Below are 12,823 nucleotides of genomic sequence, written 5' to 3' on the forward strand. Positions count from 1 at the left end.
TAGAAAAATAAAACACCCAACCAAGACCCTACTACTTCTATCCTTGTAGGCATAGTGTGGCATTCGCCATGTGAAAGTAGGACATCCTACTGCGTAGCGCACCATGGCTCCTAATTAGAGAAACCCGTTGCAGCAATGCAACGGGTTTTTTCGTATGTGGCGCGATTTTACATCACGCTTTATCCGCGAACAGACACCCCATGGCGCAGGACAAACCTGCTGCTACTTACTATCAAAATGCCAAAGCGTAGGCGTGATTGTATATTTGATTATCACTCACTCTACAACCTAACGAATTTCCACTATATTTACTCTTTGTTGCAATTTTAATCTTGGTTTAGTACCTGAGCTATGTAAAACTATTTGGGATTTTTAAACCTCAATCAGGTGACATGAATGTCTCAAATTAAAGCTTGGAAACTTATAAGCCTGTTTTGTTTGATAAGCTTGCTTATGGGCTGTCAGTCTAAAGAAGAGCAGTTAAAACAAACAATTCAACAATCTATAGAAAAAGCTGAAGTCGAGTTGAGCCAGTTAGGTACTGCGCTTGATAATGGCTCACTTCGCAATGCGACAATACTCAAGCAATACGGAAAGGTTTTAGCTGAGCAACAACCGCAACTGTCTGAGATCGCCCGTGTAATTAGCCTTGATGCGACTCGTGAAGGTGCTATCTACTCAGGCCTTACACAGCGCTTAGCCGACGTAAAGTCTACACACTTAATTCCCCCTTATGAAGATACGCTCCATCAACTTGATTTAATTCGTGATGCAGCAAAACCGTCATTATTTCAAGATGCACTCACTGATCCCATCAATATGCTTGCAGATATGTCGAATGGCACACTTGCTCGCGTTGGGGCAATTAGCGGAGCAGCTGAAGGTGAAAGTGTCGGTAATCAATTAGTGGGTAACCCTAACTATGGTCAATGGCAAACAAATAGTAGCGGCACCAGCTTTTGGGTTTGGTATGGTATGTACCGTATGTTAGGTGATGTATTTGACCGAGTTGAATATGGTCGCTGGAGCCGGCACAGAAAATACAGTTATTACAATGACTACGGTCGTTACCGTTACTCGAGTCCAAAACAGATTAAGGCACAACAAACGGTTGAGACGCGTACTCGTCAGTCTTACCAACGCCAAGGTAAACAATTCACTAGCCCATATGCCACTAAGCGCAGTGGCGCATCAGGGTTAAGCCGTAGCAGTTATACACCGCCACGCACACGTAGTAGCTATGCTTCTAGCAGTAGTTACAGTAAAAGCTCTGGGTCATTACGTAACAGCTCGAGCAGAACATCACGTGGCATTAGCCGCGGTAAGTAGTGAAAAGAATAACCACCGGAGTTACAACACATGTATGAATTTAATGGAATAACAACTTGGTCGTTGCAAGCTATAGCGATCGACTTTGCAATCATTATCGCTTTATTTGTAAGCTTAAAATTTATTAAAGGTTGGGTGTCTAATTTACACGCCAATGATGAAATTACTGAGCGTGATAACTTTGCATTTGGTATTAGCTTTGCCGCAGGTCTTGTGGCACTTGCGATTGTTCTTAGCGGTGTCAGTAGTGGCGCATTTGCCCCAAGCTTACAACAAGAAGCATTGCAAATGTTAGGTTATGGGGTGATGGCGATTGTGCTTATTAAGCTAGGTCATTTCTTCCAAGATAAAGTGGCGCTTCGCAAAGTTAGCTTGCATGATGAAATTGTAAAAGGCAATGCAACGGCTGCACTCATTGATTTTGGCCATGTAGTGAGTGTGGCTATCGTTATTCGTTCAGCCTTATTTTGGGTGGCGACCGAAGGCTGGCATGGTATTCCAATCGTGATCGCGGCCTTTGCAATTGGCAGCATTGCGATGCTACTGATCAGCCAATATCGAGTGCAGTTATTCAAGCGTACTAATCGCAGTGGTGATTGCCTACAACAAGCGGTTATTGACGGCAACTTAGCGGTGGGTATTCGTTATGCTGGCTTTTTAGTAGGTAGTGCACTGGCATTGACCGCTGCTTCGGGTATTGCTCCTTATGCGGCTGACAACATTGTAGCTAGTTTAGGTTACTGGGCATTGAGCGCAGCAGTGAGTTTAGTTGCCTTCATTTTACTGCATTTAGTGACTATTAAAATCATCTTATCTGGTTGTGATATTTCAGATGAAGTAAATCGCCAGAAGAACGTGGGTGTAGCTGCTATCTCTGCAGCGGTTTCATTTGCGGTTGGTTCGACCATGGCAACCTTATTAGGTGCCTAATTAAGTGTCTACTACAACTAGCGCCCCAAGTAGAGCGAATCTGCTTGGGCATGATTTTTTATTAATTACTGTGATGGCCGTACTCGCTGGGTGCGGCCTTATTTATGAGTACCTTCTCTCTCATTACGCAGGCCGAGTGTTAGGTTCAGTTGAGAGCGCTATTTATGCCATGATCGGCACCATGATTGTGGCAATGGGGATAGGTGCATTTTTAGCTCGCTGGTTTAAAGATGCATTTACTGCTTTTGCTTGGCTGGAGAGTCTTATTGCTTTGGTTGGCATGGGCTGTATTTTAGCGATTGCTAGCATTATCGCTGTGAGTTATTCATTGCCGCATATCTTCTCCGAAATTTTTAACCTGCCGGCGGACACAGTACTCAATGGTTATGTATTCGAGAAGCTACAAGAATGGTCACGTTTCTTACCTTATGTGTTTGGTCTATTACTTGGGCTATTAATCGGTATGGAGATCCCGCTGATTGCGCGTATTCGCCAGCAAGTGTATGGCCGCTTTTTAGAAAATAATGCAGGCACCATCTACGGGGCGGATTATATCGGTGCTGGTGTTGGTGCTGCGATTTGGGTGAGCATCATGCTCGCGATGCCAATTATGCAAGCTGCGGCTTGGACGGCATTGTTTAATATTATTGCCGGTCTGGTATTTTTATGGCGCTATCATCAACATGTTCGTTTTGCTAAGCTACTGTTAGTTTGCCATGTCCTGTTGTTGGTGTTTTTTGCATTTGTGCTTGTACTTGGCACTAGCTGGATGAAAAACCTCAGTAATGTTTTATACAAAGATAAAGTCATTTACTCGCAAGCTACTAAGTATCAGCACTTGGTGTTAACCGAGCGTTTGAGCCGTAATCAGCCGAATGCAATTACCGACCTTTATCTCAATGGTCGTTTACAGTTCTCAAGTGTGGATGAACAAATTTATCATTCAATGCTTGTCTATCCTGCAATGCTCGCCTCAAATCGTCACGACCGCGTATTGATCATCGGTGGTGGTGACGGGCTTGCATTGCGTGATGTTTTGAAGTGGCCAGTAAAGCATGTCACCTTGGTTGATTTAGATGGTCAACTGTTAAACTTATTTGGTAATGATGTGGGCGACTATGATGCGCCAGAAAAGATCAGAACACGCTTAACAACCCTTAATAATCACTCTATGAGTGATCCTCGCGCTGAAATACGCACTGCTGATGCCTTTTTAGAAGTCGAAGCTATGCTGGCAAAAGGTGAGCGTTTTGACACTATTTTAATTGATTTACCAGACCCTAATCACCCCGATCTCAACAAGATGTACAGTGACTATTTTTATAATCATGTGCGTCAGTTGCTCGCGTCTGATGGGGCTGTGGCCGTGCAATCAACATCGCCTTATCATGCAAAGAAAGCCTTTTTGAGTATCGCTAAAACAATGAAAGCCGCAGGCTTTGGTTATGTTGAGCAATACCAACAAAATATCCCTTCATTTGGTCAGTGGGGTTGGACAATCGCGACGACGGCCGGTAAATCAGCAAGCCAACGAATTCGTGAAACTAACGAATTACCCGTGCCATCTCGTTGGGTAAGCAAAGAATATTTATTGGCTTCTTTTGTGTTTCCGAATCATTATTTTGAACAAATAAATACGATTGAAGTCAATAGATTAGGTTCTGGGATCTTGTATGATTATTACCGCCAAGCATGGCAAGTTGAAACTGAATTGTATAAAAATTGATATTTTTCAGTTGACATAATATGTCGACTGTGCAAATCTTAACTCAAGACATAATATGTCAAAACGTAAAAGGTGAGACATGGAATTAAATGAACTATCAATCAAATTAGCGTCTTTTGAAACCGAAGGTGTGAGCTTTGAGTCTTTCTTGATTGCCAACCCTGGTGAGCAAGATGTGTTACAAGTTATCGTCGATGGGAATGATGAGTTACCTATCTTTGTTACTCAAACAGAAGAGCAATTACTATGTATTAGCTACCTGTTTGCCGAAAACGAAGTGCAAGCAGATATGCGTAATGAGTTAAACGAAACGTTACTACGTTTAAATGTACCAATTCCATTGAGCGCATTTGCAAAAATTGATGATAAATACGCTATTTTTGGCGCACTATCGGTTAATTCATCGTTTGATGATATTACCCATGAGTTGGTAACACTGGCAGACAATGCGATTGATGCACTTGAAGCCGTGACCATTTATTTAAACGATTAATTAGCAATTTCTGGAGTTAAGATTATGAGTATTTTAAAGAAACTATTTACAGCTGTGCGTGGTGGCGCTCGTGAAGCAGGGCAAGCAATTGTTGATGCAAACGGTATCCGTATTTTTGAACAAGAAATTGCTGATGCACAAAATGCCCTACAACGCGCTAAGAAAAGCCTGACTGAAGTAATGGCAAAAGAGATGCAAACAAAGCGTAAAATTAGCGCATTAGACGCATCAATTGCAGAGCACGAAGCGTATGCAGGTCAAGCACTTGAAAAAGGTAACGAAGCGTTAGCATTAGAAATCGCGGAAAAAATTGGTGATTTTGAAGCTGAGAAAGCTGAAAACGAAGAAGTGTTAGCTGGCTTTAGTAACCACATCGTGCAACTAAAGCAACAAGTTAAAGATGCGGAAAAGTCGATTAAAGAAAATCAGCGCCAATTAACAATGGTTAAAACGACTGAAAGCGTGCAACAGGCAACGATGGCTGTAAACAGCACACTTAATACAAATAGTTCATCAATGACATCTGCACGTGAGTCATTAGAGCGTATTAAGCAGCGTCAACAAGACCGTCAAGACCAGTTAGGTGCGGCTAAGCAATTAGAAGCAGATACTAACGGCGATGATTTAAAAGCGAAAATGGCTGAAGCGGGCATTGGTGATACCAACCCTAAAAGCGCAGATATTTTGGCGCGTATTAAAGCAAAACAAAATAGCTAATCAGTTAACGGAAAGACAAAAGGTAACCCATGCACTGGGTTACCTTTTTTGCTTCAACAAGGAGTCAGCCAATGTTTAACTTTTTCAAATCTAAAAAAACACCGGAGCGTCAACTCACTGAGCCTAGCCAATTGCAAGTTGGTGATATGTTAAGCGTCATAGATTCATTTGCTTATCCGAGCTGGCTAAAGGGGCAAACATTACGTGTTGTTGATGTACAAACTTATCAATATCAACGTAGTGCAGAATACGAGTTGGTACTTGAAAGCGAGTCAGGCCAAGTGGTGTTTTTGCAAATTGAGTCTGATGATGGTGAGCAATGGGCAAACTTTGCGATTAAAATTCAACGCGATGATGTTGATGAGATTTTTACTCTTGATGAGTTCGCTCGTATTTTTGATGAAGACGAATTAACGGCAATTAATGTGCAAAATAGCCCAGAGCGTTTTAGTCACTTTTTAGCATCAAGCTACAAACAAACAGAAGCACCTTATGTATGTTATTTCCATAATAAGGACTACCGCAATAAGCCTTTACCTCGTTATGAAGACGAAGGCGGAGAGCCGTGTGAAATGATCTGTTTAAGCTCAGACGATGAATCACATGGTTTAAATATTGAGGTTTGGGAAGGGGGTGAAACAGAAGTATCACTGACGTTAACCAGACCCATAAGTGATATTGTTGATTTATTTCCTGGGGATGCCAAGTGAGTGATGCAAAAGCCAAGTGGCAGCGTCAGGAGCAAGCAGTTAGAGCCACGCAAATGGCGTTTGATTTAAGCTCTGAAGTGCAAAAATCAATAAAAAAACAAGCCATTGACCAAGAGCTTACCCCATCAGATATGATCCGTAAGATTTTGGAACTGGATGTTAAATCGAAAAAAACCAGACAGCGTTTATCGTTTAACTTAAATGATGAAGAGATTGCCTTATTAGCAGAGCGGTTTGGAGTTGCTGCTGATGATAAGCGCGCAGTGAAACAACAAGTTGCTGAGTTACTGATTGCACACAGTAAAAAAAGCTAAGGTTTTGCCTTTACTTCTTTAAGCCCTTACACTGAGAAAAGATGTTTTAACGAAGTGGCATAACTGTGGATATTATTTTACTTGCTTATTTAGTTATTTTTGCATTATTTGGCACCGCGGCAAGTTACTTTGTACGTTACATTTACGCTTACTGGGTGCATAACACGATGCACATAAAATACATTTATAAGGCCGGTATTTGCATCATCAGTGTGGTGATAATATCCGGCCTTATTGCATTATTTACTTAATCTCGATGGCTTGGCAGTGCTGTGAAATACACAGCGACTGTACAGGCAATACAGGCGAGCAATCATTCACAGTTAAAGACTGTTCAGCGTCTTTTTCTGCCATTGTAATTCGTTCGGCAAGTTGCTCAGCCTGTTCTTGCGCTGTGTTTAAGGTTGAATAAACAACGTAGCGGCTTGGCCCTCCACATGCTCGCTCTCCAACTTCTAATACCTTGCACTGGAAAGTTGCTGTACAGCTATTGTTGCTCGCTAACTCGTTCAATTGTTCATTTAAATCGCTTAAATCAACCTTACTAGAATTGCTTGATGTTGTTGTTTCACAACCTGTTAATGCTATTACCGCAAATATACCAGTAGTAATGAAAAGTTTTTTTAACGTTGAACGAACCATTATTGCTTATTCCTTAGTACACACTTTGCGCAGAGCCATCGATTTTAACACAAGTGTTATTAGAACACTGCGTACTGGGCGTGGTTAAATGCTGACAAATACTCATCATGTCGTTCACGGCGTTAAATCGTTTTTCAAGGGCTGTGATGTCTTTTGCAAGTTTTTCAACTTCCGCTGTGTCAGCTGTTTTGGTCGAATAAACAATAAAGCTACTAGGGCCACCACAGGCTCGGCTACCAACAGGTAATACTTTACATTGGCTGCTGTTATCACAGCGAGGGTCATCAATAAGTTGATTTAGTTGTTCATGTGTAGACTTAATCGTGGCTTGGTCTGGCGCAATTTTGTTAACATCAACAGCTGATTTTTTTACTTCAACGGTTTTTTGAGTATCAATAACTTTATTGCGATTGCTTGTAGTTTCGGCTTGCTCATTAATGACTGCATCCGAGCAGGCAGTGAGTAAAACAGGAAATAAAATAGCCAATAGAGGATAGCGCATAACATACCTAAAAATCGTTGAATAAGTACTCACTATCATACACATTGCTCAAAGTGGGGCAATAAAAACGTTAGCTTTCAGTAAGTAGCTCTGTATTTACAGAGCTACAGTAAGATGAAAGTTTTATACCGCTCCACAATAAGTAGTTATTACAAACCTCCTTGGGTTAGTTTGGCAGGGTTAAGTAACTCGCTCAGTTCTTCGCGCGAAATATCAGTATGCTCTGCAGCAACATCAATAATTGGGCGGCCCTCTTGGTAAGCTAATTTGGCAATTTTTGCTGCTTTGCTATAGCCGATCACCGGATTGAGCGCGGTAACCAGAATAGGGTTTTTTGCGAGAGCTTTATCAACATTGCTTTGGTTTACTGTAAAGCTGGCAATCGCTTTGTCTGCAAGAGCTTCACTGCTATTGGCAAGCAGTTCGATACTTTGCAGAATATTTAAGGCAATCACAGGTAGCATCACATTGAGCTCAAAGTTACCCGCTTGGCCAGCTACCGTTATGGTGGCATCATTACCAATTACTTGTGCGCTGACCATAGCCGCAGCTTCTGGGATCACAGGGTTTACTTTACCTGGCATAATTGAAGAACCTGGCTGTAAGGCTTCAAGCTCAATTTCACCCAGACCTGCAAGTGGGCCTGAGTTCATCCAGCGTAAGTCATTGGCTATTTTCATTTGTGCTACTGCTAAGACCTTGAGCTGGCCTGATAACGCAACGATGGCGTCTTGTGAACCAATGTTATAAAAAAAGTTTTTGCTAGGGCTAAAGCGAATTCCTACATTCTCACTTAAATGCTGACAAAATTCACTGGCAAAGGCTGGGTCGGCATTAATGCCGGTACCAACGGCTGTACCACCTTGCGCAAGTTCACAAACTCGTTCGAGTGCTTGGCGAATGCCAGCCATTGCATGATCCACTTGTAGCTGCCATGCAGCGAGTGTTTGGGCAAAACTCACAGGCATAGCATCCATTAAGTGTGTGCGGCCGGTTTTCACAATATGGCCCACTTCGGCTTGTTTATTTTGTAGGCTTTGACTGAGCTTATCGAGTTTAGGAAACAGTTCATAAATGATATTAATGGCGCTACTTACTGCAATAGCCGTAGGGATCACATCATTTGAGCTTTGTCCCATATTCACATCGTCATTAGGATGAATAGTTTCGTCTGCTAATTTACTGGCTAGGGTGGCAATTACTTCATTGGCATTCATATTCGAGCTGGTACCAGAACCAGTTTGGAATACATCAACAGGAAACTCTGAAAAATGTTTACCGTCGATAATCGCTTGGCATGCTTGCTCAATGGCTTTAGCTTTGCTTTGGCTTAAATGGCCTAATGCTGCATTACTTTGCGCAGCAGCTTGTTTTATATAAGCGAGGGCGGTGATAAATTGCTTAGGCATGGCTAAGCCACTAATTTGAAAATTGTTGATAGCGCGTTGCGTTTGAGCTTGATACAAGGCATTGGCAGGGACTTGTAACTCACCCATGCTATCTGATTCGGTTCTAAATTGGCTCATAAACACTCCTAAATCGGGTTAAATTCTTGGCTGAGAAGGCACGCTTCTCGCTCCAAACTGAAATACTTTTCAATACAGTTATGAGTTTTGTAGTAACGCTTTAGTGCAAGTTGCGGCTTGTAAAGTTGAGCTAAACATTGTTTACGAATTGCATTATGTATTAATGAATCACATATTTTTTCAAGTAGCTCATGAAAAGTACGCCTTAAATAAAGCTCTTGTAAAATAAAATTGTGGTGCTTTTCGTAATAGCGTGCAACGTTTAAGCCCGCTTCAACATAGTTAGCAACAAGTGCTGGGGCGTGTAACCCAGGTCTTTGGCAAACACATTTCATTTGCCATTGATAATGGAGCATAGCATTGTGAGAGCGCATAGAAAAACCGATTAACTGTAATGATAATTGTTATCATTACAGTTAATCGGTTTTAGTGCAAGTTTTATGTAGAGTTATAAAGCTTGAAGTGATTAACTGTTTTGGTTTAATTGTAGCCAAGAATAAAAATCTGGTCTGTTTCATGTTTTTTCGGCGCCTGTACATTTTCTTTATTACATTGAGAAAGAAGGTCGATTACAGTTGCTCTGTCATCACAACTTGTTAAGGCGGCTTTTTCGCTTTCTGCTCGCTCACTGGCGGCAAGTGCTGCATCCACAGCGGTGTAGGGTGAAATATACATAATGTATCTCCAGTTGGTTAATTCATAGAATAAGTAGCATAAGCTGTACCAGTCTTAATAAAAGTACTTAACCCAATGAAAGTATTGAATTTATAATTTTAAGCTATAAATTACCCGCGACTTTACGGGTTATTTTTGCTTTACTGTTGTGCACTGATTACCAAACATGGTGCACTAATTTGTATGGATAAACCCTTCTCTCAAGCCTGTGAAAACAACAAATTACCTATTTTAAACGTATTAGGAGCGTTCTTCTCGGATGTGACGGATGTATTAGAGGTCGGCTCTGGTACTGGGCAACATAGTGTGCATTTTGCAACGCATTTAGCACATTTACAGTGGCATTGTAGTGATCGCGAGATTAATCACCCTGGGATTTTACAGTGGCATCAGGAAGCTGCGCTGACAAACTTGCATGCGCCATTAACACTCGACCTCAATGATCCTTGGCCTGTTGAAACAGTGAATGCTATTTTTACGGCGAATACCATGCACATTATAAGCTGGCCACTGGTGGAGCGTTTTTTCCAAGGTGTAGCGAAGCATTTAGCGCCGAAAGGTAAATTATGTATTTATGGACCATTTAAGTACCAAGGTAAGTATACCAGTGCCAGTAATGCTGAGTTTGATGCTTTTTTAAAACAGCAAGATGCAAATAGTGCCATTCGTGATTTTGAAGCGATTTGCCAACTTGCAGAGCAAGCTGGCTTAACCCTTGTTGAAGATGTGCAAATGCCAGCGAATAACCAATTATTGCTGTTTAAAAGGCAGTAAGCTTTCGCATTGGGCTTTATAGAGCGCCATATGTTGGCGCTCTCTAATAATAAAATCACTAATGGCTGCTGCAAAATCACCGTGCTGAATATGATGCAGTGAATAAGTATTTACGGGCTTAAAACCGCGACTTATTTTATGCTCACCTTGCGCGCCAGAATGAAACTGTTTAAGTTTGTTGGTAATGCAGTACTCAATGCCTTGGTAATAGCAAAGCTCAAAGTGCAAACTATCGAGCTCATAATTTGTTCCCCAGTATCGACCATATAAACAGTTCTGATCTTTAAAACTGAGTGTGGCAGCAATCACCTCTCCTTGATACTTAGCGAACATTAACACCAGTTTGTCGGCCATGTTTTGCTGTAACAACTCGAAAAAGGCGCTGTTCAAATAACCATTGTGGCCTGAGCGTTTTAAATAGGTTTGGCGGTAAAAATGACTAAATTGCTGCATGTGCTGTTTGCTGATGTCAGCACCTTCAAGCCATTCTACGGCTATCTGCTGTTCAGTTATTTTAGCGCGTTCTTTTTTGAGCGACTTACGCTTTCTTGCGGTGAGTGAAGCTAAAAAGTCCTCAAAGCAATTATAGCCTTCATTAAACCACTGAAACTGCACGCCATGACGTTGCATTACTGTGTCGCTAGTCAAAGCATTAGCTTGCTGTTGATGGCAAAAATTTATATGCCACCCAGACCAGCCTAACTGCGTTGTGGTTGCTGTGAGTACACCATCAATGTAGGCATAGATATCAGCGGGGTTATCGTGATTTATACCAATTCTTTGTCCTGCAATTGGGGTAAATGGCACGCCACACAGCCATTTAGGGTAGTAATCTAGGCCATGTTGTTGATAGGCTTCAGCCCAAGCCCAGTCAAATACATACTCACCATAAGAGTGATATTTTAGATACCCTGGTAGTAAAGCAACGACTTGCTCATGCTGGTAAATTGCCAAGTACATGGGTTGCCAGCCGGACTCTTCACTCACACAGCCACTTTGCTCTAGGGCAGCTAGAAATGTGTGATCAGTAAAGGGCGTATCATCAAAAAATGATTGCCAAAGAGCGGCATCAATCTCGCTTATTTGATTAAACCAGCGGTGGTTAAATTCACTCATCGCGCAGCCGATTCAATATCGTTGATAAAGTCGTTGATATGCATAGCGAGCTTATCGAAATAAGGGTTAAATGTAAGCCGTGCAAAGGGTTTATGTTTTGCTAAATTGGCCTCTGTGCGCTCTCCGAAAACAATATTTTCCTGATACTTACAGGCTTTATACAAGGTGTCATCATCTAAATAGCTACCACAATTACGATAAGAGGCGTGCTGACCGTAATAAGGGTTACTAGGTTTATTAACGATGCCTATATGTGACATACCTTGTATCTTTTTACAGGTCTCGTTGTCGCAGTCATCACGGATAATTTCGTAATCAGTCGGAAAGTTAGTTGGAATATTGCTATCGTCGCCATAATAAATAAGGCGATCTAATTTATTCTTTATGCGCTTTTTAGGATCATGTAAAGCGGCCAGAAGTTTAAAAGTAACTTGGTTATCAATCGTGGTATCAATGTCACTAAAGGTACTGAATAGCGCGATATTTGGTAATTGACGTGGTGCAAGTTCATCAATATTGATGCGACTCATGGCTTGATGACTTGCTGTTGCTGCACTAAATGGGAATGACTCATATTTTGCGAAGTCGAGATCAGCATCTTTATCAATCCAGTTAACAAAAGGTATAGCGTCAATCCATTTGGCTAGCCAACCATTTTTATTATGGGGTTCTGTGGCTGGTGAAAATAGCATAGCGGCTAAAATTTTGTCATTGGTAGGGCCTTGCGTTAAATAATCAATCACCAGTGCCGCCCCTGTTGAATAACCTCCTAGTATGACCTGATCAAAATCTTTCAATGTGCGCTCAATAGCGTAGATGCTTGCTGTTCGCCAGTCATCGGCATCAATGTCCTTCAGAGCTGCGGGAGCGGTACCATGACCAGGTAGTAAAATTGTGCGTACCGTATAACCTTGCTGGTAATAGACCTGTGCAAGATCGTGATAGGTAAAGGGTGAATCGGTTAAACCATGAATTAATAGTACCGCCTTGCGGCTATCGTCATGTTTTAGTTCAAACGGGCTTATTAAGTCGGCAATAGTGGCGTTTTCAGGTCGCGATCCTTGTGCAACCAGTTGTAGATACGTGTCGGTATAAACAGGACATGGCAAGTTTGCGCGGGGGTTTTCGCTGCTGATCTGTAAATAAGCAGCGGTTAAATAGTCACTAAATGCCTGCTCGGTATTAAAGCTAAAAGTACTTTGTGTTCGAGGTAGCGGTTCTCTATATAACCCTTCGCGCTTACTTTTCATCATCAGTGCTTGGTCTTCAAGCTGAGTAAGGCAGGTTTGTTGCTGCGCCATTAATGAGCTGCTAAATAGTCCACTGATGGCCAAAGAGATAGCAACTAAGTTGATGAATTTCATATTTT

16 protein-coding genes are annotated in these 12,823 nt (G+C 41.7%); 9 read left to right on the forward strand and 7 right to left on the reverse strand.

The annotated features are described in order from the left end of the window. The first annotated feature begins 396 nt into the window (after positions 1-396). The 8 genes from L3V41_RS18860 to L3V41_RS18895 all read left to right on the forward strand — a co-directional run bounded on the left by L3V41_RS18860 (position 397) and on the right by L3V41_RS18895 (position 6,470). Positions 397-1,329: a CHAD domain-containing protein gene (locus tag L3V41_RS18860; protein WP_193988082.1), complete on the forward strand. Its 933-nt coding sequence runs from the start codon at positions 397-399 to the stop codon at positions 1,327-1,329. Positions 1,330-1,359: 30 nt separating this feature from the next. Next, positions 1,360-2,259, forward strand: a complete 900-nt coding sequence (locus tag L3V41_RS18865) for a DUF350 domain-containing protein (RefSeq protein ID WP_237114659.1) — start codon at positions 1,360-1,362, stop codon at positions 2,257-2,259. Positions 2,260-2,263: 4 nt separating this feature from the next. Continuing rightward, positions 2,264-3,985 carry a polyamine aminopropyltransferase gene (locus tag L3V41_RS18870; RefSeq protein ID WP_237114660.1) on the forward strand — a complete coding sequence of 574 codons (1,722 nt, stop codon included), beginning with the start codon at positions 2,264-2,266 and terminating at the stop codon, positions 3,983-3,985. Between the two features lie 79 nt (positions 3,986-4,064). After that, entirely contained in the window at positions 4,065-4,478 is a 414-nt protein-coding gene (locus L3V41_RS18875; RefSeq protein ID WP_062569423.1) for a DUF2170 family protein, read from the forward strand. 24 nt (positions 4,479-4,502) lie between these two features. Then, the gene (locus L3V41_RS18880; RefSeq protein ID WP_062569424.1) at positions 4,503-5,195 is read left to right on the forward strand and encodes a PspA/IM30 family protein; all 693 of its coding nucleotides are present in this window, start codon (positions 4,503-4,505) and stop codon (positions 5,193-5,195) included. A gap of 71 nt (positions 5,196-5,266) precedes the next feature. Next, positions 5,267-5,905, forward strand: a complete 639-nt coding sequence (locus L3V41_RS18885; protein ID WP_062569425.1) for a hypothetical protein — start codon at positions 5,267-5,269, stop codon at positions 5,903-5,905. Next, positions 5,902-6,219, forward strand: coding sequence for a hypothetical protein (locus L3V41_RS18890; RefSeq protein WP_062569426.1), 318 nt, complete (start codon positions 5,902-5,904; stop codon positions 6,217-6,219). Before L3V41_RS18885 ends, L3V41_RS18890 begins: the two co-directional genes overlap by 4 nt. 65 nt (positions 6,220-6,284) lie before the next feature. Beyond that, a complete protein-coding gene (locus tag L3V41_RS18895; protein WP_062569427.1) occupies positions 6,285-6,470 on the forward strand; it encodes a hypothetical protein in 186 nt (61 codons plus the stop codon). Here the strand turns inward: L3V41_RS18895 and L3V41_RS18900 are convergent. The 5 genes from L3V41_RS18900 to L3V41_RS18920 form a co-directional block, all read right to left on the reverse strand. Then, positions 6,463-6,861 carry a hypothetical protein gene (locus L3V41_RS18900; RefSeq protein WP_062569428.1) on the reverse strand — a complete coding sequence of 133 codons (399 nt, stop codon included), beginning with the start codon at positions 6,859-6,861 and terminating at the stop codon, positions 6,463-6,465. The two genes, L3V41_RS18895 and L3V41_RS18900, sit on opposite strands and share 8 nt — an antisense overlap. A 13-nt stretch (positions 6,862-6,874) precedes the next feature. Further along, entirely contained in the window at positions 6,875-7,363 is a 489-nt protein-coding gene (locus L3V41_RS18905; RefSeq protein WP_062569429.1) for a hypothetical protein, read from the reverse strand. A 149-nt stretch (positions 7,364-7,512) separates the two neighbouring features. Next, the gene (locus L3V41_RS18910) at positions 7,513-8,889 is read right to left on the reverse strand and encodes a class II fumarate hydratase (protein ID WP_062569430.1); all 1,377 of its coding nucleotides are present in this window, start codon (positions 8,887-8,889) and stop codon (positions 7,513-7,515) included. 8 nt (positions 8,890-8,897) lie between these two features. Then, positions 8,898-9,263, reverse strand: a complete 366-nt coding sequence (locus L3V41_RS18915; protein ID WP_062569431.1) for a hypothetical protein — start codon at positions 9,261-9,263, stop codon at positions 8,898-8,900. 106 nt (positions 9,264-9,369) lie between these two features. Beyond that, a complete protein-coding gene (locus L3V41_RS18920) occupies positions 9,370-9,564 on the reverse strand; it encodes a hypothetical protein (protein WP_054554610.1) in 195 nt (64 codons plus the stop codon). A gap of 183 nt (positions 9,565-9,747) precedes the next feature. On the opposite strand from L3V41_RS18920, the gene L3V41_RS18925 reads away from it, so the two are divergent. Beyond that, positions 9,748-10,338: a DUF938 domain-containing protein gene (locus L3V41_RS18925; RefSeq protein WP_193988084.1), complete on the forward strand. Its 591-nt coding sequence runs from the start codon at positions 9,748-9,750 to the stop codon at positions 10,336-10,338. Here L3V41_RS18925 and L3V41_RS18930 read toward each other — a convergent pair. Both L3V41_RS18930 and L3V41_RS18935 read right to left on the reverse strand, forming a co-directional pair. Next, positions 10,315-11,454, reverse strand: coding sequence for a GNAT family N-acetyltransferase (locus L3V41_RS18930; RefSeq protein ID WP_237128294.1), 1,140 nt, complete (start codon positions 11,452-11,454; stop codon positions 10,315-10,317). The two genes, L3V41_RS18925 and L3V41_RS18930, sit on opposite strands and share 24 nt — an antisense overlap. After that, positions 11,451-12,818 carry an alpha/beta fold hydrolase gene (locus L3V41_RS18935; RefSeq protein ID WP_237128295.1) on the reverse strand — a complete coding sequence of 456 codons (1,368 nt, stop codon included), beginning with the start codon at positions 12,816-12,818 and terminating at the stop codon, positions 11,451-11,453. The genes L3V41_RS18930 and L3V41_RS18935 overlap by 4 nt, the downstream gene beginning before the upstream one ends. Between the last annotated feature and the right edge of the window lie 5 nt (positions 12,819-12,823).

The organism is Pseudoalteromonas sp. L21 (assembly GCF_021728035.1).
Taxonomy (GTDB): Bacteria; Pseudomonadota; Gammaproteobacteria; order Enterobacterales; family Alteromonadaceae; genus Pseudoalteromonas; species Pseudoalteromonas arabiensis.